This is a genomic window from Micromonospora pallida (assembly GCF_900090325.1).
Classification (GTDB): domain Bacteria; phylum Actinomycetota; class Actinomycetes; order Mycobacteriales; family Micromonosporaceae; genus Micromonospora; species Micromonospora pallida.
Genome location: NZ_FMHW01000002.1, coordinates 6,860,221 through 6,886,485, shown reverse-complemented (window position 1 = coordinate 6,886,485; position 26,265 = coordinate 6,860,221). Strand labels below are relative to the sequence as shown.

Sequence of the window (26,265 nt, the reverse complement as noted above, 5' to 3'; positions counted from 1 at the left end):
GCTCTTGACAGGGCCGAAACAAACGGGACCCGGAGCGGAAACCCCCCGGCGGCACGCTTTGCCGTCATGACAGACGGTGCACGAGCTGCGACCAGCCCGGGGCAGCCGCCCCGCGAGGCGGCCACGCACTGCCCGTACTGCGCCCTCCAGTGTGGAATGGTCCTGCGCGACAGTGCCGGGCGCGTCGAGGTCCTGCCCCGCGACTTCCCCACCAACCGGGGCGGCCTGTGCCAGAAGGGCTGGACCGCCGCCGAGTTGCTCGACCACCCGGAGCGGCTGACCACCCCGCTGCTGCGCGGCCCCGACGGCCGGCTGCGCCCGGCGACCTGGGCCGAGGCGTACGACCGGATCGTCACCGGGATCCGCGGCCTCCAGGCCGCGCACGGCCGGGACGCGGTCGCGATCTTCGGTGGTGGCGGGCTGACCAACGAGAAGGCGTACGCGCTGGGCAAGTTCGCCCGGGTCGCGCTGCGTACCCGCAACATCGACTACAACGGACGCTTCTGCATGTCCTCGGCGGCGGCGGCTGGGATGCGCGCCTTCGGCGTCGACCGGGGTCTGCCCTTCCCCCTGGCCGACCTGGGTCGGGCCGACACGCTGCTGTTGGTCGGGGCGAACCCGGCCGAGACCATGCCCCCGCTGGCCCGCTACCTGACCGAACAGCGCGAGCGCGGCGGGCGGCTGATCGTGGTGGACCCCCGGGTCACCGCCACCGCCCGCCTGGCCGACCTGCACCTGCAACCACTGCCCGGCACCGACCTGGCGGTGGCGAACGCGCTGCTGCACCTCGCCCTGACCGAGGGCTGGGTGGACCGGGAGTACGTGGCGAGCCGTACCGAGGGCTTCGACGCGGTCCGGCGGATCGCGGCGGGCTGGTGGCCGGCCCGCGCCGAGCGGCTCTCCGGAGTGCCGGTGGCGGACCTGGAGGCGGCGGCCCGGGCGCTGGGCACCGCGCGCAACGTGATCATCCTGACCGCGCGGGGTGCCGAGCAACACGCCAAGGGGGTCGACACGGTCAGCGCCTTCGTCAACCTGGCGCTCGCGCTGGGCCTGCCCGGCCGCCCCGGCTCCGGGTACGGCTGTCTGACCGGTCAGGGCAACGGCCAGGGTGGCCGCGAGCACGGGCAGAAGGCCGACCAGTTGCCCGGCTACCGGAAGATCGACGATCCGGCCGCCCGGGAGCACGTGGCTGCCGTCTGGGGGGTCAATCCGGACGACCTGCCCGGCCCCGGCGTCTCCGCGTACGAGCTGCTCGACTCCCTCGGCACCCCGGACGGGCCGAAGGCGCTGCTGGTCTTCGGCTCCAACCCGGTGGTCTCCGCACCCCGGGCGGCCCGGATCACCGGCCGGCTGCGCGATCTGGACCTGCTGGTGGTGGCCGACTTCCTGCTCTCCGAGACGGCCGAGCTGGCCGACGTGGTGCTGCCCACCGCGCAGTGGGCCGAGGAGGACGGCACGATGACCAACCTGGAGGGACGGGTGCTCCGCCGTCGCGCGCTGCGCGAACCGCCACCGGGCGTCCGTACCGACCTGCGCATCCTCGCCGACCTCACCACCGCCCTCACCGCACCCTCCGCTCTGCCCGCGCTGTCCGCGCCGTCGGCTGAGGTGGTTGCAGGGGACCCTTCCTACCGCTTTTTGCCGAGCAGGGGTCCCCTGCAACCACCCGACACGGCGGCAGACAGCGCCGACAGCGCCGACCCGCGGGTGGTGTTCGCGGAGCTGCGCCGGGCCTCGGCCGGCGGGCTGGCCGACTACGCCGGGGTGACCTGGGAGCGGATCGACGCCGCCGACGGGGTCTTCTGGCCCTGCCCCGACGAGGACGGGCCGGACAGCCCGCGCCTGTTCGCCGACCGCTTCGCCACGCCGAACGGCCGGGCCCGGTTCCACCCGGTGGAGCACCGGCCGGCGGCCGAGGAGGTGTGCGACGAGTACCCGCTGTACCTGACCACCGGCCGGGTGTTGGCGCAGTACCAGTCCGGCACCCAGACCCGCCGGGTGGGCGCGCTGCGCCGGGCCGCGCCGGGGCCCTTCGTCGAGCTGCACCCCGACCTGGCCGCCCGCCTCGGCGTCGAGGAAGGGGACGAGCTGCTGGTCCGCTCCCGCCGGGGTGAACTGCGGGCACCGGCCCGGGTCACCGCGACGATCCGCCCGGACACCCTCTTCACCCCGTTCCACTGGGGTGGCGACGGGCGGGCGAACTCGGTGACCAACGACGCCCTCGACCCGGTCTCCCGGATGCCGGAGTTCAAAGTCTGCGCGGTCCGGGTGGAGAAGGTGACCCCGTGACCGGCCGGATCGTGATCATCGGGTACGGCATGGCCGGCGCCCGCCTCGCCACAGAACTGCACGCCCGCCCCGGCGACCACAAGGTCACTGTGCTCGGGGCGGAGCCGCACCGGGCGTACAACCGGATCCTGCTCTCCACCCTCCTCGCCGGAAAGATCGACGAGGCCGACGTGGAGCTGACCGACCTGGCCGGGCAGGGGGCGGACGTTCAGACCGGGACGGCGGTCACCGCGATCGACCGGGCCACCCGCACGGTCCGGACCACCACCGGCGAGCAGATCGGGTACGACCACCTCGTCCTCGCCACCGGCAGCCGGGCCGTGGTGCCGCCGCTGGCCGGGCTGGACCCCGACCAACTCCCGGACCGGGTGGTGCCGTTCCGCACCCTGGACGACTGCCGGCGGATCCTGGCCGCCGCCCGGGACGCCCGGACCGTGCTGGTGCTCGGGGGCGGACTGCTCGGGCTGGAGGCGGCCCGGGGGCTCGCCGCCCGGGGGCTGGACACGCACGTCGTGCACCCGCTCGGCCACCTGATGGAACGGCAGCTCGACCCGGCCGCCGGGGCGGTGCTCGCGGAGACCCTGGCCGGCCTCGGGGTGCGTACCCACCTGGGGGTGTCGGCGACCAAGGTGGCCGCCAATCCGGACGGTGTCCGCCTCGACCTGGCCGACGGCCGCTCGCTCGACGCCGACCTGCTGGTGCTGGCCTGCGGGGTACGCCCGGACACCGCGCTCGCCGCCGCGGCCGGGCTCGCCGTGGAGCGGGGCGTGGTGGTCGACGACCGGCTGCGCACCGACGACCCGCACGTCTCCGCGATCGGCGACTGCGCCCAGCACGACGGGGTGGTCGGCGGCCTGGTCGCCCCGGCCTGGTCGCAGGCCCGGGTGGTGGCCCGGCTGCTGACCGGCGAGGACGCGCACGACCGGTACCGGCCCCCGCCGGGGGTGACCCGGCTCAAGGCGGCCGGCATCGACCTGGCCGCGATGGGCGAATTGCCCCCGCCGGGCGCCGGTCACGCACCATCGGGTGACAACGGTGGCCCGTCGGCCCGGTGCGAGGAGTTGACGTTCGCCGACCCGGCCCGGGGCACGTACGCCCGGCTGCGGATCACCGGCGACCGGTTGACCGGCGCGATCCTGCTCGGCGACAACCCGGCCGTCGGCACGGTGATCCAACTCTTCGACCGGGGTGCCCCGGTGCCCGCCGACCGTCGGGCCCTGCTGCTCGGCCGGTCGGTCGACGGGCCGGTCGGCGGGACGGAACCGGCCGCGTCCCCGGCACTGATGCCGGACGCGACGACGGTCTGCCGGTGCAACGCGGTCAGCAAGGCGGACCTGGTCGGCTGCTGGCGGGCCGGCGCACGTTCGGTGGCCGAGGTGGTCACCGCCACCCGGGCCGGCACCGGCTGCGGAAGCTGCCGGGACGCGGTCGCCGGGATCGTCGAGTGGCTGTCCGGGGTGGACCCGGTGGAGGTGACGCGATGAGTGGGACTGACCCGACGGACACAGGGGGCGGGATGGACGACAACGACACGACGACCAGCGGCCGGCTGGTGGTCGTCGGCAACGGGATGGTCGGTCAGCGCCTCGTGGAGGCGCTGCGCGCCCGGGACACCGCCGGGCGCTGGCAGATCACGGTGCTCGCCGAGGAGGACCGGCCGGCGTACGACCGGGTCCGGCTCTCGGCGTTCTTCGACGGGGCGGACGCCGACGAGCTGAACCTGCACACCCCGGACGACGGGGTCGAGCTGCGGCTGGGCGAACCGGTCACGGCGATCGACCGGGCCCGCCGAGTGGTGACCACGGCCGGCGGCGAGCACCTGTACGACGCGTTGGTCCTGGCCACCGGCTCGTACGCGTTCGTGCCTCCGGTGGCCGGCACGGACCTGCCCGGGGTCTTCGTCTACCGGACGCTGGACGACCTGGAGGCGATCCGGGAGCACGCCCGGGGTCGTCGGGTCGGCGCGGTGATCGGCGGTGGGCTGCTCGGGCTGGAGGCGGCGAACGCGCTGCGCCTGCTCGGGCTGGACACCCACGTGGTCGAGTTCGCGCCCCGGCTGATGCCGGTGCAGGTCGACGAGGCGGGCGGGGCGATGCTCCGGCGGTACGTCGACGAGCTGGGGGTGGGTACCCACCTCGGGGTGGCCACCACCGCGCTGCGTGCCGGGGCGGACGGCACGGTCGCCGGGCTGGTCCTCTCCGACGACACCACGGTCGACGCGGAGCTGGTGGTGGTCGCCGCCGGCATCCGCCCCCGGGACGAGCTGGCCCGGGTGGCCGGTCTGCCGGTCGGCCCGCGCGGCGGCGTGCTGGTCGACGACACCTGCCGGACGGAGGACGCGCGGATCTGGGCGGTCGGCGAGTGCGCGGCGGTCGACGGGACCTGCTTCGGCCTGGTCGCGCCGGGGTACGCGATGGCCGAGGTGGTGGCCGACCGGCTGCTCGGTGGGACGGCCGTCTTCCCCGGGGCGGACACCGCGACGAAGCTGAAGCTGCTCGGGGTGGACGTGGCCTCGTTCGGCGACGCCCACGGCGCCACCCCCGGGTGCCTGGACGTGACGTTCACCGATCCGGCCACCCGGGTGTACGCCAAGCTGGTCCTCTCCGACGACGCGCAGACCCTGCTCGGCGGGGTGCTGGTCGGCGACGCGACCGCGTACCCGACGTTGCGGGCGAGTGTCGGCGGATCGCTGCCGGCCCCGCCGCTGGCGCTGCTCGCGCCGGCCGGTGAGGCGGCGTCCGGCGGGGTGGCCATGCTGCCCGCCGCCGCCCAGGTCTGCTCGTGCAACGCGGTGACCCGGGAGCAGGTGGACGCGGCGATCGCCGACGGCTGCGCCGACGTGCCCGCCTTGAAGACGTGCACCCGGGCCGGTACGAGCTGCGGCTCCTGCGTGCCGCTGCTCAAGCAGTTGCTCGACGCGGCCGGGGTGGTGCAGTCGCGGGCGCTCTGCGAGCACTTCGACGTCAGCCGCCAGGAGCTGTTCGAGATCGTCCGGGTGCGGGGCATCCGCACCTTCTCCCAACTCGTGGCGGAGCACGGCCGGGGTCGGGGCTGCGACATCTGCAAGCCGGTGGTCGCCTCGATCCTGGCCTCCCTCGGCAACGGCTACGTGCTCGACGGCGAGCAGGCGTCGTTGCAGGACACCAACGACCACTTCCTGGCCAACCTGCAACGCGACGGCAGCTACTCGGTGGTGCCCCGGATCGCCGGCGGTGAGATCACCCCGGAGAAGCTGATCGTGATCGGCGAGGTGGCGCGGGATTTCAACCTCTACACGAAGATCACCGGTGGGCAGCGGATCGACCTGTTCGGCGCGCGGGTGGACCAGTTGCCGGCGATCTGGCGGCGGCTGGTGGACGCCGGTTTCGAGTCCGGTCACGCGTACGGCAAGGCGCTGCGCACGGTGAAGTCCTGCGTCGGCGAGACCTGGTGCCGGTACGGGGTGCAGGACTCGGTCGGGCTGGCCGTGGCGCTGGAGCTGCGCTACCGGGGGCTGCGCGCCCCACACAAGCTCAAGTCGGCGGTCTCCGGGTGCGCCCGCGAGTGCGCCGAGGCACGCAGCAAGGACTTCGGCATCATCGCCACCGAGACCGGCTGGAACCTCTACGTCGGCGGCAACGGCGGCTTCCGCCCCCGGCACGCCGACCTCTTCGCCACCGACCTGACCACCGAGGAGCTGGTCCGCTACATCGACCGGTTCCTGATGTTCTACATCCGCACCGCCGACCGGCTGCAACGTACCGCCGCCTGGATCGAGGCGATGGAGGGCGGTCTCGACCACCTCCGCGCGGTGATCGTCGACGACTCGCTCGGGCTGGCCGCCGAACTCGACGCGGCGATGGCCCGGCACGTCGAGTCGTACTCCGACGAGTGGCGGGACACCCTGGCCGACCCGGAACGACTACGCCGGTTCACCTCCTTCGTCAACGCGCCGGAGGTGCCCGATCCGTCGATCACCTTCGCGGTGGAGCGGGGTCAGCCGGTGCCGACGGTGGCCGGTCGGCAGCCGGTCGCCCTGGGCCTGCCGGAGGTGCGGCGATGAGCACGACGCACGGCTGGACCCCGGTCTGCGCGTACGACCGGCTGGAGCTGGACCGGGGCGTCGCCGCTCTGGTCGACGGGGCGCAGGTGGCCCTGTTCCGCACCCCCGACGGGCTGTTCGCACTGGACAACCGCGACCCGCTCTCCGGCGCGTACGTCCTCTCCCGGGGCATCGTGGGCAGCCGGGACGGGGTGCCGACCCTCGCGTCGCCGCTGCACAAGCAGGTGTACGACCTGCGCACCGGCGAGTGCCTCGACCGCCCCGGGGCAGCCGTGCCCCGGCACGGGGTGCGCTGCCGCGACGGCCTGGTCGAGGTCCGTCTGCACGGGCCGACAGCGGGCGGGGTAGCGCCGCACGCGCCGACAGCGGGCGGGGTGTCGCCCGGCAGGGCGGGGACAGCCGAGCCGGCGGTCGCCGGGGTCGGGGGGCGCCTCGGGGGGCACGGTGGCTGACGAGCTGGCCGGCTTCACCATCGGCGTGACCGCAGACCGGCGGCGCGACGAACTCGCCGCGATGCTGGAGCGGCGCGGCGCACGGGTGGTGCTCGCCCCGGCACTGCGGATCGTGCCGCTCGCCGACGACAGCGACCTGCGCGAGGCCACCCGCGCCTGCCTCCAACGGCCACCGGACATCCTGATGGCCAACACCGGCATCGGCATGCGCGGATGGTTGGAGGCGGCCGAGGGGTGGGGGCTGGCCGAGTCGCTGCGGTCGGTGCTGGCCGACACGTACGTGGTGACCCGGGGACCCAAGGCACGCGGCGCGATCCGGGCAGCCGGCCTGCACGACCAGTGGTCACCGGACTCGGAGAGCTGCGAGGAGGTGGTCGACCACCTGCGTCGGCGCGGGGTGGCGGGTCAGGTGATCGCCATGCAGCTGCACGGCGAGCGCCAGCCGGAGTGCACCGAGGCGCTGGAGTCGGCCGGGGCGACGGTGATCGAGGTGCCGGTCTACCGGTGGGCCCCGCCCACCGACTCCGCTCCCCTGCACCGCCTCGTCGACCTGGTCGCTTCTCGACTGGTCGACGCGGTCACCTTCACCTCGGCTCCGGCGGCGGAGGCGATGCTCCGGGCCGCCGGGGACCGGGCCGAGGCGGTCCTCGGGGCGTTCCGCGGCGACGTGCTGGCCAGTTGCGTCGGGGCGGTCACCGCCGAGCCGTTGCAGCGCCGGGGCGTGCCGGTGAGTGTGCCCGCCCGGGCCCGGCTCGGCGCGTTGGTCCGGCACATCGTCGACGAGCTGCCCCGTCGTACGGTGACCCTGCGGGCGGCCGGCCACCAGCTCACCCTGCGCGGCCACGCGGCGGTGATCGACGGGGAGCTACGCCCGCTCGCCCCGGCGCCGATGGCGGTGCTCCGGGCGCTGGCCCGCTCCCCGGGCCGGGTGTTCTCCCGGACCGCCCTGCTGCGCACCCTGCCACGCGGCGCGGACGAGCACGCGGTGGAGATGGCGGTGGCCCGGATCCGGGCGAGCCTCGACGCCCCCCGCGTGGTGCAGACCGTCGTCAAACGCGGCTACCGCCTCCGGGTGGACTGACCGGTGGGCGCGAGCACGTGTCGCAGTGGATGCAGGCCGGCGAACTGGACGAAGAGTTCCCGCTTGGTGGTGGCGAGGCCGGCGGCGTCGAGCACGTAGCCGGTCAACCAGACCCAGCCGTCGAAGGTGGGCCGGTCGAGGTGCACGGCCACCACCCTCAGCGTCAGCGCCCGTTCGCCGCCGAACTGCACCGAGGCACAACCGTCGACCCGCAGCAGGTCGCCGGGCTTGGGGCGCATGGCTACCAGTGCCCCCGGTTGGGCCGGCACTCCCGCGTGTGCAGGGTCTGCCAGTCACGCAGCACTCGCTTGAGCCGCTCGTTCTCCTGGTCGAGCAGGTTCAGCCGGCGGTACAGGTCGGCCACCTCGTCGGCCACGTCGACCAGGAACGCGCGTACCTCGTCGCCATCGACACCGCGCCGACGCGGGCTGAACTCGCGGGTGCGTACCTCGTGCGGAGTCAACCGGTTCGGCAGGCCGGTGCCGTAGGGCTGTCCGGAGCGATACACCTGGGCCACGTCGGTCCTTTCCGGGGCGGGGAGAGCGGAGGGTCCGTGCGGTTGGTGCGGGGAAGGGCGGGTCGCCGCACGCCGGCATGCGCCGACCCGCCCGGCCCTGCCACCGCAGCCCTCATCAGCGGTATGTGATCGAATTCGGGTTGCCACACGAGGAGTGACATGCCCGAATCAGCCGCATATCTCCAGATTGCCGATCAGGTGATCGCTGACGTCAGATCCGGAAAGCTGAAGGGTGGCGATCAACTGCCGTCCGTCGACGAGACACGAGCGACCTACGACGTCAGCTATGGCACCGTGCAGATGGCCTACGCCCGGCTGGAAGCTCTACGGGTGATCCGGCGACAGCAGGGCAAGGGGGTCTTCGTCAACGACCCAGCACTCCGGATGCGGGAGCCCTGACACGGGGAGACGTCCTGCCGAGAATCGCCGGCGTACCGCCGGCAACCGCCATCCGCCCAGGCCTGGACGAGGGATGCTCGGTGTCGGTGCGGCGTACGGGTGCCGCGGGGTGCCGAAACTGGTGGGCTCGACGCAACGGGCCACACCGCCCCCGTCGATCATGGAGTTCGGGCACCTGACAAGCCTCTACAAAAGCCGCCGATCGGGCACCACAACCCCATGATCGACGAGGCGGGTGTCACCGGGGCGTACTGGGCCTGGCGGGCCTTTCCAGAGTGGTTGCAGGGGTCCCCTGCTACTCGAAAAGGAGTAACAAGGGACCCCTGCAACCAACCCAGGGTCAGCCGACCGGGGCGGGGTAGCCGCGACCCCGGCCGTGCTCGGACTGGAGGCGGAGCATGGCGTGCTGGACGACGTTCACCAGGACCTGCTTGACCGACTCCCGGTGCCGGGCGTCGGTCAGGATCAGCGGCACCTGGGGCGAGATCGCCAGCGCCTCCCGGACCTCCTCCAGGTCGTAACGCGGCGCGCCGTCGAAGCTGTTGAGCGCCACCACGTACGGCAGCTTGCGGTTCTCGAAGTAGTCCAGCGGCGCGAACGCGTCCGTGATCCGGCGGGTGTCCACCAGCACGGCGGCCCCCACCGCACCCTTGATGATCTCGTCCCACATGAACCAGAACCGGGTCTGGCCCGGGGTGCCGAAGAGATAGAGGATCAGGTCCTCGGCCATGGTGATCCGGCCGAAGTCCATGGCGACCGTGGTGGTCTGCTTCCCCGGCACCTTGGACGGGTCGTCGATACCGACGCCCGCCGCCGTCATCACCGCCTCGGTGGTCAGCGGGGTGATCTCCGAGACCGCGCCGACCAGGGTTGTCTTGCCCACGCCGAACCCGCCCGCGATCACGATCTTCGCGGAGGTGATACCCCGGTTACGGCGTGCCCCGGCGGGGTCATAGCCTGCGAAGTCCACTTAGCACCCTCTCAAGCAGTTCCATCCGCTCCTCGTACGCCTCGGCGGGAGCGGCAGTGTGTAGCGTCAGCAGACTCTCGGCCACCATGTCGGCGACCAGTACCCGGGCCACGCCCAGCGGCATACGGGTGTACGCGGCGATCTCCGCCAGAGACTGCGGACGCCCCTCGCAGATCGTGGCGATGCGATGCTTGTCATGGCCGGCGAATCGGGATTCGGCGACGGCGGTGGGGCTCGCCGTCATCACCGCCTCCAGGGCAATGTCCTGGCGCGGCTCTGTTCGTCCCCGGGTGACCGCGTACGGACGCACCAACGCGCCGCGCGGGTCCTCTCGCCTCCGGTCCATTCGCGATCACCTCCTTCCGCCGGCGCCGCCTGTCGGCACCGGGTAACTCTGCTCGTCGGCTACTACCGGACCACGGCCTCTCGGGGCAGCGGCACCAGCGCCGCCCCGACCCGTTCCACCAGCAGCGCCATCTCGTATCCGACCTGGCCGACGTCGCAGCTGCGGGCGGCGAGCACCGCCATCGACGAGCCATCGCTGATGGACATCAGGAACAGGTACCCGCTGTCCATCTCGATGACCGTCTGGAGCACGCCACCGGCGCTGAACATCCGGGCCGCGCCCTCGGTCAGGCTGACCACACCGGAGGTGATCGCGGCGAGCTGGTCCGCGCGGTCTCCCGGCAGGTCACGCGAGGAGGCGAGCAGCAGCCCGTCCGCGGACACCGCGACGACGTGGGCGATACCCGCCACGCTGTCGGCGAAGTTGGTGAGCAGCCAACCCATGTCCTGCATAGCCGCTGGCCTGTTCATCGGCTCGTCTCCTTGGTCGAATTGCTGTTCAGGTCCGCACCGGCCGTCCGACCGCGCTGTACACCGCGGTGGTAGGCCGACAGCAGACCGCGTACTTCGTCAGGGGTACGCCGGGTGCTGGCCCGGGTGCCCTTGGGCTCGACGCCGCCGGGAACGAGCTGCGCCTGCGGAACCCGCTTCGGTAGCCCGGACCGGGTGGTACCGGAGGGTGCCGGCTCGGCGGCCTTCACCGCCCGCGACCATCCCTCGTCCGCCGCCGTACGCCAACTGTCCGCGCTGGCCGGGGCCGGAGCCGGCACCGGTTCGGCCTGGGCCACCGGGGCGGGGATCGGCGTCGGTTCCGGAGCCGGGACGGGCGGGGTGGCGACCGGCTCGAGGACCGGTGCCGGCGTGGGTGCCGTCGGCACGGCCGGCGGCGTGTACGACGGCGGTGGCGGCTGCGTCGCCGGAGCAACCGTGGCACCCGGCGTGCGGCCGGGCAGCTTCGGCAGCTGCGGCACCTCCGTGGTCGGGGCGGCGGCCGGCGCGCTCGCCACCGGCTCGTCGAACTGCGGACGGGCGAAGATCGCCGTCGCGTCGTTGCCGTGCGTCCGGAACCAGGCGGTCTCCATCTCCCGGAAGATCGGCGCCTCGGCCGGCTCGTCCGGGCGCCGCGCCGGCACGGCGGGCGCGGTGAGCGGGGCGACCGACGGCGGTGGGGCGAGCGGGGCGACCGCCGGCGACGGGGTGACGACCGGCCCGGCCACCGGGCCGGCGGGCAGCGCCGAGGGCGGCTGCGTCGGCTGCGGCCGGTCCTGCGCCGGGCTCCGCTGCGGCAGCGGGTTGAGGGTCGGGAACGCGGTGGTCGGCGTTCCCGCCAGTCCGTTGCCGGTGGCCGGCGCCGTCGGGTTGAACGCCGAGCCGGCCAGGGACGGGCTGGCCGTGGTGTGTCCGCCCACGTTCACCGCCGGTCCGGTGTCGCGAGCCTCGTTCGAGGCCGGCCACCGGGTCGGCGTCGGGTTGGTACGCCACTGGTCGCTGGTCAGGATGGCCGACGAGGTACGCCCGGCACCGGCCAGCGGGTCGCCGAACGGGGCCGGCGGCCCGGCCGCCGGGGCCTGCTCGACGGCGAGCGGCTGACGCGGCCGGGGCAGGGCCTGGTCCCGACCACCGCCGCGACCCTGCGGCAGCACCACGGTCGAGTTCGGCAGGGTGACCTGGGCGACGGTGCCGCCCTCCACGTTGCGCCGCAGCTCCACCCGGATGCCGTAGCGGGAGGCCAGCCGGCTGACCACGGCGAGACCCATCAGCCGGAACGCGGCGACGTCCACGGTCGACGGGGCGGCCAACCGCCGGTTGAGCGAGTCGAGCTGCTCGTCGGTGAGGCCGAGACCCCGGTCCTCGATCTGGATCAGCACGTAGTCCCGGATCCGCCGACCGTCGGCGACCACCGTGGTGGTCGGCGGGGAGAACCGGGTGGCGTTGTCGAGCAGCTCGGCAACGAGCCGGACCACGTCGTTGACGGCGTGCGCGGCGACCGAGATGTCGGTGTCGACGGTGCCGAACTCGATCCGGTTGTAGAGCTCCACCTCGGACTGGGCGGCGCGCAGCACGTCCACCAGGAGCGCGTCGTCGCGACGCGGCACGGCCGAGTCGGCACCGGCGAGGACCAGCAGGTTCTCGTCGTTGCGGCGCATTCGGGTGGCCAGGTGGTCCAGCTCGAAGAGCTGGGCGAGCCGCTTCGGGTCCTCCTCGCCACGTTCGATGGCGTCCAGCTCGCCGATCATCCGGTCGACCAGGGTCTGACTACGGCGGGCCAGGCTGAGGAACATCGCCGAGACGCTGGCCCGCAGGGCGGCCTGCTCGGCCGCGATCCGGACCGCCTCCCGGTGAACCACGTTGAAGGCGAGCGCCACCTGGCCGACCTCGTCCTTGTTGGTCAGCTTGATCGGGTCGCGGACCTCCCTGACGACCTCCTCCACGCCGTTGTCACCGACGTTGCCCATGTCCTGCAGCCGCTTGACCGCCTCCGGCAGGTCGTGGTTGGCCACCGAGAGCGCGCCCTCCCGGAGCCGGCGCAGCGAGTGGTTGAGCGACCGGGCCAGCACGATGGCGAGGGTGACGGCGATGACGAGGGTGAGTAGCACCAGCAGCGACTCGACGACGGCCTGCCGGATGACCGCCGTGCGGGCGTCGTTGGTCTGGTTGAAGAGCCGGTCCTGAAGCTGCACCTCGGTCCAGCGCATCAGGTCGTTGACCGCGCCGATGGCGAAGGTCGCGTCCTCGGCCCGGACCAGGGCGCGCGGCTGCCCGACGGAGCGGGTGATGTCGGCCCCGACCCGGTCGGCGAGGACCACCGCGTCACCGGTGACCGTGTTGTCGACCAGGGAACGCTGGGTCGGGTCTGCGGCGAGGGTGAACGCGACCAGCGCCTCCTGCTGGCTGGTGAGCGTGGCGACGAAGGAGGAGAACTGCTCCTCGTCGATCCGGTTGGCGGCGAGCGCGGAGAAGGCGACCGCCTCTTCCTCGGCCACGGCCGCCTTGGCGCGGCCGAACGCGGCGACCGCCCGGCGGCTGTCGGCGAGCGCGCCGTCACCGGGGAGCTGGGCCAACGCGTCACCGTAGGCGACCATGTCGGCCAGGACGACGCCGTACCGCAGCACGGCCGCGGAGACCGGCATCTGCCGCCGGTCCACCACCTCCTGCCGGGTGGCGTTGAGGGTGGCCAGGTGGTCGTCGATGATCCGGAGCCGGTCGCGGACCGCCGTGGGCGGCTCGCCCAGCTCGCGCCGCTGGGCGTTGTACTGCTCGACCCGCTGGTCCGTACGACGGACGTGCAGGTTGAACGAGTCCGGCTTGGCGGCGGGCGAGGCGAGGTAGGTGGCGGCCGCCATCCGCTCCCGGTGCAGGTCCTGGGTGAGCGCCGAGATGTCGACCGACAACGCGGTCAACGTGCGGGCCGCGTTGGCCTCGTAGGCGCCCTCACCGACCGAGACGAGACGTACGGTGGCCAGCGCGATGACCGCGGCGACCGGCACGACGAGGATCAGCGCCAGCTTGGACCGGATCCGCGCGTCGCGCAGCCGGGGTAGCCGACGCCGTCGCTTCTCCTGAGTGGGCTGACCGCTCTCGGGCAGGGTCGTAGGTGCGGTGCTCACGACATCGCCTCCGTCGTTTCTTCCACGCATGACCCGCCGACCCGCGCCTGGTGCAGCGGACAGCGCCACGCGCGGCACGGCCGCGATTTCATCAGAAGAGATCGGATTTGGGAAGCCGCAGTGAGACAGGAAACGTTAGCCGAGCGCCAAACCGCTGAACTGGTCAACTATTACCTTCATTTCCACATGCCCCTGAACAGGGCAGATGATCCACAGTATTCGTCCGCTTCTGCTAAGTGAGCATTTGCAAACCTCCGTTGCCGCCAGCATGTGGGACGGCTATCCCGAAACGCCCAGGCCACCCGCGCTTGACCACGGGGCCTCGACATTGGCAAGGTTTTGCAGGCTTCGCGCACACCGTACGGCAGACCCATCCCGTCCCTCCACTGAGGACGGATATAGCGGGGATCGGGCACCGCCCACCCGCCTTCTGGAGGACCAAGTTGAGCCCCTTCCGCACCGTGACCACCGCGGCGCTCGCATCGGCCGTCCTGGCCACCACGCTCACCGGCTGCCAGTTCGGCGAGGAGCCCCAGGACACCAGCCCCATCGTGATCGGCGCCGACCTCGAACTCTCCGGCCCTCAGGCGGCGCTCGGCAAGGCGTACCAGCGTGCCCTGGAGCTCAAGGTCGATCAGCTGAACGCCTCCGGCGCCCTGGGCAGCCGCAAGGTCGATCTCAGGGTCAAGGACAACCGCTCCGACGCCGCCGAGTCGCAGCGCAACGTCGGTGACTTCGGCAACGACTCGTCGATCGCCGCGGTCATCATGGGCGGCTGCAACGAGTGCGCCGCCGGCGCGGTCCGCACCATCAACGAGAAGCGGGTCCCGACCATCGCGCTGGCCGCGACGAGCGCGACCGTCGCGGACAGCGAGCAGCGCTCGTACGTGTTCAAGCTCGCCCCGAACGCCGTCGACAACGCCAACGCCCTCGCCAGCGAGCTGACCCGGCGCGGGGTCAAGGAAGTGGCGCTGCTGCACAGCGACGACGACTACGGGCGGGAGGGCCGTACCGCCCTGGAGGCCGAGCTGACCAAGGCCGGAATCGAGCTGCCGGCGATCGAGGCGGTCAAGGCCACCGACACCGACGTCACCCGGCCGGTGGAGACGCTGATCGAGGACAAGCCCGATGCGCTGGTGCTCTGGACCCCGTCCGAGCAGGCGACGCTCGCCACCACCGCGGCCGCCAAGGCGAAGTTCAAGGGCTCGGTCTTCTTCGACGCGGCAGCCGCCGGGGAGCTCTTCCTCGGCTCCTCGGCCCGCTCCGTGGAGCAGGCCACCCTGGTCTTCACCCAGACCATGGTGATCGACGACGTGATCGCCACCACGCCGGCCAAGGCCGCCCGCCGGCAGTGGTTCCGGGAGTACACCGCCCGCTACGGCGGGTACAACGGCTTCTCCTCGTTCGCCGCGGACGCCGTACAGCTGATCGTGGACGCCGAACTGCGGGCCGGTGGCGAGCCCGGCCGGGTCGACCGGAACGTCCTGCGCGACGTGCTGGAGACCTCCCAGATGGACGGCCTCTCCGGACCGATCCGGATGACCCCGGACAACCACTCCGGGCTGATGCCCCAGGCGCTGACCACCCTGGTCGCTCAGGGCGGGCGGTGGCGGCTCGCCGGGTGATCTGTGGGTGGGACGGTGTGGCCCACCACAACCAGCTCCGGGCGGTCAGGCTTGATCCCTGCGCTGGTTGTGGTGGGCCACACCTTTTGGTGAGCTGAGGGGTGCCCGGTCGACGTTGGGTTGCCGGTCGACGGGGTCTCTCCGCTGGTGCCGTGGGTTCCTGCTGGTGCCGCGTTCCTGCCGGCCGATGTGCGTCTTCCCGCTGTCGTTGGTTGGTCAGCGGCTGGAGGTGGTGGCGCGGACCCAGGGCAGGGCCAGCCGTTCCAACAGCACCAGCGCGAAGTAGAGCAGGATGCTCATCGCCGCGATCAGGACGATCGCGGCCCACGAGGTGGAGTAGGCGCCGACGCCGTTGAACTGGAGGATCTGGTAGCCGAGGCCGGCTTCACCGGCCTGGAACTCCCCGATCACCGCGCCGATCGCGGCCAGCGGCATGGCGACCTTCAGCCCGACGAAGATCTGGGGCAGCGCCGCCGGGAAACGCACCTTGCGGAACGCCTGCCACCAGGAGGCGTTCAGCGATCGGGCCAGTTCCGCGAGATCGGCCGGCGTGGTGGTCAACCCGGTCGCCGTGGAGAGCACGATCGGGAAGAAGCAGAGCAGGAACACCATGGTGAGGATGGGCCTCTGCCCCCAGCCGAGGGAGACCACCAGCAGCGGTCCGAGCGCGATCTTCGGCACCGCGTTGACCGCCACCAGCAGCGGCGAGAACATCCGCTCCACCCGCCGGGACGCGGCCAGCGCCAGGCCGATCAGGACACCCGCCACCGTCGACAGCAGGAAGCCGACGACGGTGGAGAGGGTGGTCGCCCCGGCCGCCTCCAGCAGCACCGACCAGTTCTCGACCAGCGCCCGGTAGACGTCCTGCGGCGGGGGCAGCGAGGCCGGGTGGACCAACTCGAACACCGACGTGACCAGCCACCACGCCGCCAGCGCGACGAGGACGCCGAGCAGTGGCAGGCCGATGGCCGCCGACCCGGGACCGAGTTGACGGGACACCACCTGGCCCGGGGTCAGCTTCGTTGTCGCGGGCTCCGCAGCCCGCTCCTGCAAGTCCGTCATCAGATGCCTTCTGTGGAAACCCTCGCCGTCAGGCGGGGGAGGAAACGGATCGCCTGCGGAGCAGGACAGGGAAAGCCGGTTCGCCTTGGCGGCGAACCGGCGTCAGGTTTCTGTGGTGCGCGATCGAACGCATGTGCTAATCTCCATGAGCCCGGCCGGTGACGACCAAGCCGGCCAGGCCGGTTCTTCGACCAGAGAACGAGCGGGGGTGCGCTCCGCCGGTCGCGACGGAACACACCCCCGGGGATCGGTCAGGCCTTCGGGGATCGGTCAGGCCTTCGGAGCCAGGTTGAAGTCGACGACCTGCTCCGGGGTGATGTTCTGCTTGAGCGCCCCGGCGCCCTGGAGGATCGCGATGCTCTTGGCGACCCGGCCGCTGTCCAGCGCGCCGAGGGCCGTACCGGAGTTGCTGGACCGGACGTAGCCGGCCATCAGCTCCAGCTCGGCGGCGGCGGCGGCCGGGTTGGCCTCGGCGACGTTCTTCTTCAGGATATCGCCGGCCTCCTTCGTGTTGGCCAGGCTGTACTCGAGGCCCTTGAGCAGCGCGGCGGTGAATCGCTTGACCATCTCCGGCTCCTCCTTGGCGATCTTCTTGGAGGTGATCAGGGCGTTGCCGTAGAGGTCGGTCATCACGTTGCTGTACGGGAGCACGACCGGCTCCTTCTTCGCCACCGCCCGCACCGTGGGCGCACCCACGACGAACTGGCCGATGCCGTCAACCTGGCCGGAGGCCAGGATGCCCATCAGGGCCTGGGCCTCGCCGTTGACCCACTTCACCTTGCTGTTGTCGATGCCGGCCAGCTTGGCGTAGGTCGGGAAGAGGTTCCGGACGACGGAGAACGGGGTGTCGGCGAGGGTCTTGCCCTCCAGGTCCTTGGGGGACGCGATGCCCCTGTCCTGGGTGGTGACGATGGCAGCCATGGTGCGCTGCTGGATGGCAGCCACGGCGACGAAGTCCTTGGGCTTGTCGTCCCCGCCGCCGAGCTGGAGGATGCCACCGGTCAGGTCGATCGGACCGAAGTCGGCCTGTCCGCCGACGATGGTCTGGATGACACCACCGGTGCCCTGGCCCGGCTTGATGTCGACGTCGAAGCCGGCCTCCTTGAAGAAGCCCTTCTCCTTCGCCACCCAGACGTAGGAATCCCGGCCGAAGTTACCGAACGAGGTGAGATACGTCACCTTGCGCATCGATGCGCCGTCGCCACTGCCGGAGCCGGAGTCGGAACCACTGCTGCAAGCGGAGACCAGAGCCAGTGCCGTGGCCAGCGCGGCCACGGCAACAGTGCGGGTCAACCTTCTCATGTTGTGCACCATGTCCTTTCAGGCCGGCGGCGATGGGCCACCGGAGGAGTTGTCTAACCCGATGACGCCGTGGTGAGAGGGGGTGGGAACGGCGGCATCCGTCGCGGGGGAACTCTTCGCGGCACAGCGTACGAGAGAGTCGCCTTGGCGACACCAGGTGGATCCGGTTACGGAACGACAACAGATTGTTGTCCATCCTGGATGGTGTCAAGCCCCCGTGATGCCGCTAGCCTTGCGTCGCTCGCAATTCCGCAGATGGGAGAACGTCGGATGATACGACTGTCGGGGGTCTCCCGCACTTTCTCCGGTCGCTCGGGGCAGGTCGAGGCGCTGCGCGGTATCGACCTGGACGTCGCCGAGGGCGAGTTCGTCGCCGTGCTCGGGCGATCCGGCTGCGGCAAGTCCACCCTGCTCAGGCTGATCGCCGGGCTTCTCCCGGTCACCGGCGGAACGGTCGAGGTGGACGGCACGCCGATCACCCGTCCCCGGCCCGACATCGCCATGCTGTTCCAACGCCCGGCGCTGCTGCCCTGGCGCAGCGTGCTGGACAACGTCCTGCTGCCCGTGGAGATCTTCGGCTGGAGCCGGCGCAAGCACCGGGACCGGGCCCGTGACCTGCTCGACGTGGCCGGACTCGCCGGCTTCGAGAAGCGGCTGCCGCACGAGCTCTCCGGCGGCATGCAGCAGCGGGTGTCGCTCTGCCGCTCGCTGATCGCCGAGCCGCGCGTCCTGCTGATGGACGAGCCGTTCTCCGCCCTCGACGCGCTCACCCGCGAGGAACTCTCCGTCGAGTTGCAGCGCGTGCACATGCAGAACCAGGCCACCATCGTGTTCGTCACCCACTCCATCGACGAGGCGGTGCTCCTCGCCGACCGGGTGGTCGTGCTGAGCCCTCGGCCCGGCCGGATCCGCAAGGTGGTCGACGTCGACATCCCCCGGCCGCGCAGCCTGGGTCGCAACGCGCACCTGGCCGACGTCGCCCGGGTCAGCGCGGACCTGCACGAGCTGCTGATGGAGCGCGAGCCGACACCGGCCGGGGCGAAGGAAAGCTGACCGTGCGGGTCTGCGTCTTCGTCGAACCGCACCGGGGAGCCACCTACGACGACCAGCTCCGATTCGCCCGTTCGGTGGAGGAGAGCGGCTTCGAGGGATTCTTCCGGGCAGATCACTATCAGTCGATGGGGACGGACCCCGGCCTGCCCGGTCCGACGGACGCCTGGCTGACCCTGGCCGCGCTGTCCCGGGAGACCTCCCGGATCCGGCTGGGGACCCTGGTCAGCTCCGCCACGTTCCGCCTGCCCGGTCCGCTGGCCGTACTGGTCGCGCAGGTCGACCAGATGAGCGGCGGCCGGGTCGAGCTGGGCATCGGCGCCGGCTGGTACGAACGGGAGCACACCTCCTACGGCATCCCGTTCCCACCAGTGGTGGAACGCTTCGACCGGCTGGCCGAGCAACTGGAGGTCGTCACCGGCCTCTGGCGGACCCCGGTCGGCGGGACGTACCACCACGACGGCAGGTACTACCGGCTGGTGGACGCTCCCGCCCTGCCCAAGCCCACGCAGGTGCCCGGCCCGCCGATCATCGTCGGCGGCAAAGGGCCGAAGCGCACCCCCGAACTGGCCGCCCGATACGCCGACGAGTTCAACATGCCGTTCCGGAGCGTGCCGGATACCGCCACGGCGTACGAGCGGGTGCGCGAGGCGTGCGACCGGCATGGCCGGACCGCCTCGGGACGCGCCCCGCTGGTGCTCTCCGCCGGGATCTCGGTGGCGGTCGGGCGCACCGACGCCGAGGCTCGGCGACGGGGCACACCGCTGCACGTCAGGAGCGCGCTGCCTGCGGAGGACGCGGTGATCGGCTCGCCCGCCCAACTCGTCGACCGGCTCGGTGAGTTCGCCGCCGTCGGCACCACCCGGGTTCACCTGCGCCTGATAGAACTCGACGACCTGGACCATCTCGAACTGATCGCCGCCGAGGTACTGCCCCAACTGGAGGACCGATGAGCATGGAACTGGGCCCGGTGGGCCAGGAAATCGTCCTGGAGAACGACAAGGTCCGGGTCTGGCACATCCGCCTCGCACCGGGCGAGCAGCAGCCGCTGCACCGCCACGACCACCCGTACCTGGTCATCGCGGTGCAGGGCGGGAAGAACGTCATCCAGACCATCGACGGGACGCGGATCGACGCCGACGAGCCGACCGGTGGGGTGGTCTACCGGGACCCGGGCGCGGTCCACATGCTCACCAACGTCGGGGACACGACGTACCTCGCGCGCCTCGTCGAACTGAAGTAACCAACACCGAGTGATTGAGTAACCGTCACGCGAGGACGGAGGTATCAGGTACTCACGAAGTTGAGTAATTGGCATCGGATTACTTGAGTTGCCATCACCTTCGGACATCATGGACGGCGCGTCGCCACGTGGATGCCTGGTTTTGGTGGCGGGCAGGGTCAACGGGCCGTAACGTGCCGCACATGGCAATCCGGACCTGGGGCAGATCTCTGCTGGTAGCGCTCGGGGTGAGCCTGCTGGCCGGGGCCAGCCAACTCGGCATCGCATACGGCCTCGGCCTACTCCGGTTCACCCGCTCGTTCGCCGATGTTCCCGGCCACTGGCCCGCACAGCTCGTCTGGGTGGGCTGGCTCACCGTCGGCGCCACGCTGATCGGTGCCGTGCTCGCCGAGCGGCACGCCCGCCGCGACGACCTGCCGGTCACCGCCGTCGTGCAGGCCACCATCGCCGTGGCCGCCACGCTGGGCGCGACGGTCGTCGCACCGTTGTGCATGCTGCCGGCCCGAAACGCGCAGGTGCCGCTGGCGAACCCGGTGCTGGCTGTCGCGGTCAGCGCCCTCTTCGGCGCGCTGGTCGCCGCGGTCGCCGCGGTCGCCGTACTCCGGTACGCCCCGGTGCGCTGGAACGTCGTCGCGACCACCGCCACGCTCTGGCTGTTCGCGCTGCTGTCGGTCGTACCGTCGCTGGGCGCGGCCGACCCGCTGCGTGCCGTACGCCTGGGCACGCTGGACCCGACCTGGCTCGCGCCGGACACGGCCGGCCGCCTGGCGCTGGTGATCCTGCCCGGCATGGCCCTGGCCTGCGGTGCGGCGGTGGCCGGGCTGGAGCGCCGACACGGCCGGCCACCGCTGCTCGGCATCGTCAGCGGGGTGGCGGGGCCGGTGCTGGTCGCGGTCGTCTACCTGCTCGCCGGCCCGGGGCGGGGCGACGACGGCTACCAGTCCACGCCCTACCGCGCCGCGCTGCTCGCGGTGCTGGCCGGGGCGCTCGGGGCGGCCGGTGCCGCCCTGCTGGGCCGGCCGCCGCTGACCGCCGACAACCTGCTGCGCTGGCCTCCGCTGGGCTGGGGCCGGTCCCGCAGTGACGCCATCGCGCCGACCGACATCCTGCGGCCCCTGCCGGTCGACAGCGGCGTGCCGTCCGTGCCGTCGCCCCGCCCGACCGGCGAGACCGACCCGACGCCGGCGTCCACCGGACTCCCGCCGGGACCGGACGCGTCGGCGCGCTCCGGCCCCGATCCCGACCCGACGCCGGTGTCCCACCAGGTGCCGACCGGACCCGACGCGCCCTGGGGACACGTCTCCGGCTCGACCGGTGCCGGGGCGGCCGGGACGTCGTCCGTCGACACCGACCGTGAGCCGGCCGGCAGGTTTCCCGAGGCTCCCCGTACCGAACCGGGCCTGTGGGGGGCACGCGAACAGCCGGGGCCGTCCGGCGGCGCGGAGCCCGGTGGCCTGAACTGGTCGCTGCCCACCCAGGGTCGACACGCCGCCGACGAGGGGCCGGCCCGGCCGCCCAGTGATCCGACGGGCAGCGTGGTCGACACCGGCCCGGTGGGCGAGGCGGTCCCGACCGGTCCCGCCGGGAGCACCGGTGACCAGGGCGACCCGACCACCGGAGGGCTCCGCCGACTGCGTGGCCTGCTCCGGCCTGACCGGCTCCGGGGCGGCTCGGCCGCCGGGGACCGGCCGGAGGCGGACGAGACGGCCCTGCTCCCACAGGACGAGGAGTACGTCGACTGGGTCGCCCAGTTGGGCCAGCCGGACAGCGCCCCCCTGGAACCGGGTGAACGGCGCACCCTCCGCTCCACCGGACGGCACCAGCAGGACTGAGATCGGCGGGGTTCCCCGACCGACGGTCAGGCCAACGGCAGATAGACCCGACCTCCCGAGGCGGCGAACTCCGCGGACTTGTCCCGCATGCCCCGGGCCGCGTAGTCCTTCAGCTCCTGCGTGATCTTCATCGAACAGAACTTCGGCCCGCACATCGAGCAGAAGTGCGCGGTCTTCGCCGGCTCGGCGGGCAGGGTCGCGTCGTGGTACGCCCGCGCGGTCTCCGGGTCCAGCGAAAGGTTGAACTGGTCCTCCCAGCGGAACTCGAACCGGGCCTTGGAGAGCGCGTCGTCCCGGGCCTGCGCACCGGGGTGCCCCTTGGCCAGGTCCGCCGCATGCGCCGCGATCTTGTACGCGATCACGCCGGCCTTCACGTCGTCCCGGTCGGGCAGTCCGAGGTGCTCCTTCGGCGTCACGTAGCAGAGCATCGCGGTGCCGAACATGCCGATCATCGCCGCGCCGATGGCCGACGTGATGTGGTCGTACGCGGGCGCGATGTCGGTGGTCAGCGGGCCGAGCGTGTAGAACGGGGCCTGGTGGCACCACTCCTGCTGGAGGTCCACGTTCTCCTTGATCTTGTGCATCGGCACGTGCCCCGGACCCTCGATCATCACCTGCACGTCGTGTTCCCAGGCGACGCGGGTCAGCTCACCGAGGGTGCGCAGCTCGGCGAACTGGGCCTCGTCGTTGGCGTCCGCGATCGAGCCCGGCCGCAGCCCGTCGCCGAGGGAGAAGGTGACGTCGTAGCGCGCCAGGATCTCGCAGAGTTCGGCGAAGTGGGTGTAGAGGAAGTTCTCCTCGTGGTGGGCCAGGCACCAGGCGGCCATGATGGACCCGCCCCGGGAGACGATCCCGGTCACCCGGTCGACGGCCAGCGGCACGTACGGCAGCAGCACCCCGGCGTGCACCGTCATGTAGTCGACGCCCTGCTCGGCCTGCTCGACCACGGTTTCCCGGAACACCTCCCAGGTCAGCTTCACCGGGTCACCGCCGACCTTCTCCAGCGCCTGGTAGATCGGCACCGTCCCGATCGGCACCGGCGAGTTGCGGACGACCGCCTCCCGGGTCTCGTGGATCCGTTTGCCGGTGGAGAGGTCCATCACGGTGTCCGCGCCCCACCGGGTCGCCCAGGTCAGCTTCTCCACCTCCTCGGCGACCGAGGAGGTGACCGCCGAGGTGCCGATGTTGGCGTTCACCTTGACCAGGAACGCCTTCCCGATGATCGCCGGCTCGCACTCCGGGTGGTTGATGTTGAGCGGCAGCACCGCCCGCCCGGCCGCGATCTCGTCCCGGACGAACTCCGGGGTCACACCCTCCCGGATCGCCACGAACTCCATCTCCGGGGTCACGATCCCCGCCCGCGCGTACCCGAGCTGGGTGGGCCGCCGCCCGGCCACGCCCGCGAGCGGGGTGCCGGCCCCGCGCACCGGGGCGACGTCGCCGCGCTCGGCGATCCACGGCCCGCGCAGCGGCGGCAGCCCGACCTCCGGGTCGGAGCCGGGGCCGGAGGTGTCGTAGAGCCGCACCGGCGGGTTGTCCCCGGTCAGCTCCACCTCGGCAAAGGGCACCCGGACATCCGGTCGGGACCCCTCGACGTAGACCTTGCGTCGTGCCTGCATGACAGCCTCCCTGGTGGTCGTCAGGACCAGCCGAAGTGGTCCAGCGGGCCGCGTCCCGCGCCCAGTTCCCAGTCCCGCGCGCCGGTCAGCGCACGGGTGACGTACTCCTTGGCGGTCGCCACCGCCGTCGGCACCGGGTCGCCCGCTGCCAGTCGGACGGCGATCGCCGCCGAGAACGAACAGCCGGTGCCGTGGTGGTGCCGGGTGTCCACCCGGGGCGCACGGAGCACGGTGGTGCCGCCGGGCCCGTGCAGCACGTCGACCGCCTCGTCGTCGGCGGCCACGTCGCCCCCGGTGACCACGACGTACGCCGGGCCGCCGGCGGCCAACGCCTCGGCGGCGACGACCATCTCCCCGACCGTGGTCACCGGCGCTCCGGTGAGGGCCTCGGCCTCCGCGCGGTTCGGCGTCACCACCAGCGCGTACGGCAGCAGCCGCTCGACCGCGCCGACCACGCCGAGCCGGTGTCCGCTGGTGGCGACGAGCACCGGGTCGACGACCAGGTTCGGCAGCCGCCCGGCCCGGGCCGCCCCGGCCACCGCGTCGGCGATCGCCGGGGTGCCGAGCATGCCGGTCTTGACCGCCCGGACCCGGAAGTCGCCGAGCACGCTGTCGAGCTGGTCGGTGACCGTGGCCGGCGGCAGCGGCAGAACGGCGTCCACGCCCCGGGTGTTCTGCGCGGTCACGGCAGTGACCACGCTGGTGCCGTACGCGCCGAGCGCGGCGAAGACCTTCAGGTCGGCCTGGATGCCGGCACCGCCACCGGAGTCGGAGCCGGCGACGGTGAGCACGGTCGTCGGGGTCACCCGTTCACTCCAGGTGCGTACGGTCGGAGGCTGCGTCGGGGTCACTGTCTGCGTCCGTCCTGCGCGGCTCCCTCGGTGGTTGCGGTGGAGGGCCGCGGTTGGCCGCCCGGCGCGGTGGTTGCGGTGGAGGGCTGCGGCCGGACGTGCCCACTCTGGGCGGTCAGGCTTGATCCCGCCGTGGTCACGCCCGGCCGCAGCCCTGCGTTGGAGACGGCATCCGTGGCCACGGCTGGCCGCTGCCCTGGGTCGGAGATCTTCGGCTCGGCGTGCCGGGTTCGTGGTTCGGGGGTGGCCGCCTCCGCGAAGGCGCGGGTCAGCGTGGTGACCGCCTCTTCGAAGGCGCGGGTCAGTGCCGTTGCTGCCTGGGCTGGGTGTTCGGCGCGCATGAGGGCGCCGAGCACTGCCACGCCGACGGCGCCGGCCGCGACGCAGGCGTGCACCTGGTCGGGGGTCTCGATGCCGCCGAGGGCGAGCACCGGCACCGGGCTGGCCCGGATCAGGTCGGCGAGTCCTTCGGGGTGCAGGGGTGGTCCGTACCCGGGTTTGGTGCGGGTGGGATGGACGGGCGAGACGGTGACGTAGTCCTCGGTGGTGAGTCGGGCCAGTTCGGCCCGATCGTGGCCGGATCGGCCGACCAGCGGGAGGTCCGGCGGCGGGTACGGGCCGGCGGCCGGCAGGTGGACGGCGTCCCCGTCCAGCGGGTCGGGGCCGGCGACGACCAGGGTGCCGCCCGCCTCGGCCAGGATCGCCCGGAGTTCGGCGGCGAGGGCGGCCCGCTCGGGCCGGGGCAGGTCCTTCTCGCGCAGCACCACCCAGCGCACTCCCCCGGCCACCGCCGCCGCCACGACCTCGGGCAGTGGCCGTCGAGCCAGCCGCCGGTCGGTCAGTGCGACGACCCCGGTGGGGATGGCGCCCATGGACGGCCCCGGTCGGGGCTCGTGCGTGCTCCGATCCACCCGGGCGGTCTGCGTCGTCACAGGTCTGGCCGTCCTTCGTCGGGTGTGGAGGCCAGGGCGTGGAAACGACGCGGGATCCGACCGGCCCGGTACGCGAGACGTCCGGCCTCGACGGCGTGGCGCATCGCGCCGGCCATCGCCTCCGGGTCTGCGGCCCGGGTGACCGCGCTGGCCAGCAGCACCGCGTCACAGCCGAGTTCCATGGCGAGCGCGGCGTCGCTGGCGGTGCCGATGCCGGCGTCCAGGATCACCGGCACGTCGACCTCCTGCCGGATCAGCCTGATGTGGTGTGGATTGGTGACGCCGAGGCCGGAGCCGATCGGCGCGCCGGCCGGCATCACCGCCGCACAGCCCACGTCGGCCAGCCGCCGGGCCAGCACCGGATCGTCCGAGGTGTACGGCAGGACGGTGATCCCGTCGTCGACGAGCTGTTCGGCGGCGCGCAGCAGTTCCACCCCGTCGGGCAGGAGCGTCCGCTCGTCGCCGATCACCTCTAGCTTCACCCAGTCGGTGTCGAACGCGTCCCGGGCCAGGTGGGCGACCTTCACCGCCTCCCCGGCCGTGTAGCAACCGGCGGTGTTGGGCAGCAGCCGCACCCCGCACCGGTCGAGTAGGTCCAGCAGGCCGCCGTGCCCGCTGGTCGGGTCGACCCGGCGCAGCGCCAGGGTGACCAGTTCGGTGCCGGAGGCACGGATCGCCCGTTCCAGCACGTGCAGGTTGGCCGCGCCACCGGTGCCCAGGATCAGCCGGGACGTGAACGTCGTACCGCCGAGGAGGAAGGACACCGCGCTCACCCGCCCTGCGCCGCGCTGAGCACCTCGACCCGGTCACCGTCGCGCAGCGCCGTGGCCGGCCAGCCGGTCCGGGGCACCACCTCGCCGTTGACCGCGACCGCCACCCCGCGATGGTCGGCGGTGACCGCGCGAACCAGGTCCACCACCGTCGCCGTGTCGGGCAGGCTCCGCCCGACGCCGTTGACCGTCAGTTCCACCTGTCGTCCTTCCGTTGCAGATCACGGGCTCCCGTGTCGCGCTCCGAGTGCACGGACCCGTGCGGGACACGCCTTC

The 26,265-nt window shown here is 72.5% G+C and carries 22 protein-coding genes and 2 pseudogenes; 11 read left to right on the top strand and 13 right to left on the bottom strand.

Going from position 1 to position 26,265, the window contains the following annotated elements; all coding sequences use genetic code 11:
* Positions 1-66 precede the first annotated feature (66 nt).
* From GA0074692_RS29515 to GA0074692_RS29495, 5 genes and pseudogenes are all read left to right on the top strand, one after another.
* A complete protein-coding gene (locus GA0074692_RS29515) occupies positions 67-2,289 on the top strand; it encodes a molybdopterin oxidoreductase family protein (RefSeq protein ID WP_091650363.1) in 2,223 nt (740 codons plus the stop codon).
* Positions 2,286-3,773: an FAD-dependent oxidoreductase gene (locus tag GA0074692_RS29510; protein ID WP_091650360.1), complete on the top strand. Its 1,488-nt coding sequence runs from the start codon at positions 2,286-2,288 to the stop codon at positions 3,771-3,773. The genes GA0074692_RS29515 and GA0074692_RS29510 overlap by 4 nt, the downstream gene beginning before the upstream one ends.
* 32 nt (positions 3,774-3,805) lie before the next feature.
* Positions 3,806-6,331, top strand: a complete 2,526-nt coding sequence (gene nirB / locus GA0074692_RS29505; RefSeq protein ID WP_091650358.1) for a nitrite reductase large subunit NirB — start codon at positions 3,806-3,808, stop codon at positions 6,329-6,331.
* Positions 6,328-6,654 (top strand): annotated as a pseudogene (gene nirD / locus GA0074692_RS29500) (nitrite reductase small subunit NirD); the annotation flags it as partial. The gene nirB and the pseudogene nirD, both read left to right, overlap by 4 nt.
* Positions 6,655-6,775: 121 nt before the next feature.
* Positions 6,776-7,864, top strand: a complete 1,089-nt coding sequence (locus tag GA0074692_RS29495) for a uroporphyrinogen-III synthase (RefSeq protein ID WP_091650351.1) — start codon at positions 6,776-6,778, stop codon at positions 7,862-7,864.
* Here the strand turns inward: GA0074692_RS29495 and GA0074692_RS29490 are convergent.
* Both GA0074692_RS29490 and GA0074692_RS29485 read right to left on the bottom strand, forming a co-directional pair.
* Positions 7,843-8,103, bottom strand: a complete 261-nt coding sequence (locus GA0074692_RS29490; protein ID WP_091650349.1) for a hypothetical protein — start codon at positions 8,101-8,103, stop codon at positions 7,843-7,845. The two genes, GA0074692_RS29495 and GA0074692_RS29490, sit on opposite strands and share 22 nt — an antisense overlap.
* A 2-nt stretch (positions 8,104-8,105) precedes the next feature.
* Entirely contained in the window at positions 8,106-8,381 is a 276-nt protein-coding gene (locus tag GA0074692_RS29485; protein ID WP_245730508.1) for a DivIVA domain-containing protein, read from the bottom strand.
* Positions 8,382-8,540: 159 nt separating this feature from the next.
* On the opposite strand from GA0074692_RS29485, the gene GA0074692_RS29480 reads away from it, so the two are divergent.
* Entirely contained in the window at positions 8,541-8,780 is a 240-nt protein-coding gene (locus GA0074692_RS29480; protein ID WP_091650346.1) for a GntR family transcriptional regulator, read from the top strand.
* Positions 8,781-9,120: 340 nt separating this feature from the next.
* On the opposite strand, the gene GA0074692_RS29475 is transcribed toward GA0074692_RS29480, so the two are convergent.
* The 4 genes from GA0074692_RS29475 to GA0074692_RS29460 all read right to left on the bottom strand — a co-directional run bounded on the left by GA0074692_RS29475 (position 9,121) and on the right by GA0074692_RS29460 (position 13,703).
* Positions 9,121-9,750: a GTP-binding protein gene (locus GA0074692_RS29475; RefSeq protein ID WP_091650343.1), complete on the bottom strand. Its 630-nt coding sequence runs from the start codon at positions 9,748-9,750 to the stop codon at positions 9,121-9,123.
* The gene (locus tag GA0074692_RS29470; RefSeq protein WP_091650340.1) at positions 9,731-10,096 is read right to left on the bottom strand and encodes a DUF742 domain-containing protein; all 366 of its coding nucleotides are present in this window, start codon (positions 10,094-10,096) and stop codon (positions 9,731-9,733) included. Before GA0074692_RS29470 ends, GA0074692_RS29475 begins: the two co-directional genes overlap by 20 nt.
* A 62-nt stretch (positions 10,097-10,158) precedes the next feature.
* Positions 10,159-10,566, bottom strand: coding sequence for a roadblock/LC7 domain-containing protein (locus GA0074692_RS29465; protein WP_091650337.1), 408 nt, complete (start codon positions 10,564-10,566; stop codon positions 10,159-10,161).
* Positions 10,563-13,703, bottom strand: coding sequence for a sensor histidine kinase (locus tag GA0074692_RS29460; protein WP_091650334.1), 3,141 nt, complete (start codon positions 13,701-13,703; stop codon positions 10,563-10,565). The genes GA0074692_RS29465 and GA0074692_RS29460 overlap by 4 nt, the downstream gene beginning before the upstream one ends.
* 443 nt (positions 13,704-14,146) lie before the next feature.
* Here GA0074692_RS29460 and GA0074692_RS29455 point away from each other — a divergent pair, with 443 nt between their 5' ends.
* Entirely contained in the window at positions 14,147-15,328 is a 1,182-nt protein-coding gene (locus tag GA0074692_RS29455) for an ABC transporter substrate-binding protein (protein WP_091650331.1), read from the top strand.
* 216 nt (positions 15,329-15,544) lie between these two features.
* Here GA0074692_RS29455 and GA0074692_RS29450 read toward each other — a convergent pair whose 3' ends face one another.
* Both GA0074692_RS29450 and GA0074692_RS29445 read right to left on the bottom strand, forming a co-directional pair.
* Complete coding sequence (locus GA0074692_RS29450; protein WP_091650328.1) at positions 15,545-16,390, bottom strand: ABC transporter permease; 846 nt, start codon at positions 16,388-16,390, stop codon at positions 15,545-15,547.
* A 270-nt stretch (positions 16,391-16,660) separates the two neighbouring features.
* Positions 16,661-17,692 (bottom strand): ABC transporter substrate-binding protein, encoded by a 1,032-nt coding sequence (locus GA0074692_RS29445; RefSeq protein ID WP_091654272.1) that lies wholly within the window; start codon positions 17,690-17,692, stop codon positions 16,661-16,663.
* Between the two features lie 270 nt (positions 17,693-17,962).
* On the opposite strand from GA0074692_RS29445, the gene GA0074692_RS29440 reads away from it, so the two are divergent.
* The 4 genes from GA0074692_RS29440 (at position 17,963) to GA0074692_RS29425 (ending at position 21,817) form a co-directional block, all read left to right on the top strand.
* A complete protein-coding gene (locus GA0074692_RS29440) occupies positions 17,963-18,745 on the top strand; it encodes an ABC transporter ATP-binding protein (protein ID WP_091650325.1) in 783 nt (260 codons plus the stop codon).
* Positions 18,746-18,747: 2 nt separating this feature from the next.
* Entirely contained in the window at positions 18,748-19,695 is a 948-nt protein-coding gene (locus GA0074692_RS29435) for an LLM class F420-dependent oxidoreductase (RefSeq protein WP_091650322.1), read from the top strand.
* Positions 19,692-19,985 carry a cupin domain-containing protein gene (locus GA0074692_RS29430; protein WP_091650320.1) on the top strand — a complete coding sequence of 98 codons (294 nt, stop codon included), beginning with the start codon at positions 19,692-19,694 and terminating at the stop codon, positions 19,983-19,985. The genes GA0074692_RS29435 and GA0074692_RS29430 overlap by 4 nt, the downstream gene beginning before the upstream one ends.
* A 182-nt stretch (positions 19,986-20,167) precedes the next feature.
* Positions 20,168-21,817 carry a hypothetical protein gene (locus GA0074692_RS29425; RefSeq protein WP_141725439.1) on the top strand — a complete coding sequence of 550 codons (1,650 nt, stop codon included), beginning with the start codon at positions 20,168-20,170 and terminating at the stop codon, positions 21,815-21,817.
* 26 nt (positions 21,818-21,843) lie between these two features.
* Here the strand turns inward: GA0074692_RS29425 and thiC are convergent, their stop codons facing one another.
* From thiC to thiS, 5 genes and pseudogenes are all read right to left on the bottom strand, one after another.
* Positions 21,844-23,436 (bottom strand): phosphomethylpyrimidine synthase ThiC, encoded by a 1,593-nt coding sequence (gene thiC, locus GA0074692_RS29420; RefSeq protein WP_091650314.1) that lies wholly within the window; start codon positions 23,434-23,436, stop codon positions 21,844-21,846.
* Positions 23,437-23,456: 20 nt separating this feature from the next.
* A complete protein-coding gene (thiD, locus tag GA0074692_RS29415) occupies positions 23,457-24,242 on the bottom strand; it encodes a bifunctional hydroxymethylpyrimidine kinase/phosphomethylpyrimidine kinase (RefSeq protein WP_091654267.1) in 786 nt (261 codons plus the stop codon).
* A gap of 326 nt (positions 24,243-24,568) precedes the next feature.
* Positions 24,569-25,159 (bottom strand): annotated as a pseudogene (locus tag GA0074692_RS36780) (thiamine phosphate synthase); the annotation flags it as partial.
* A 56-nt stretch (positions 25,160-25,215) separates the two neighbouring features.
* Entirely contained in the window at positions 25,216-25,992 is a 777-nt protein-coding gene (locus GA0074692_RS29405; protein ID WP_091650311.1) for a thiazole synthase, read from the bottom strand.
* Entirely contained in the window at positions 25,989-26,189 is a 201-nt protein-coding gene (thiS, locus tag GA0074692_RS29400; protein ID WP_091650308.1) for a sulfur carrier protein ThiS, read from the bottom strand. Before thiS ends, GA0074692_RS29405 begins: the two co-directional genes overlap by 4 nt.
* Positions 26,190-26,265 lie beyond the last annotated feature (76 nt).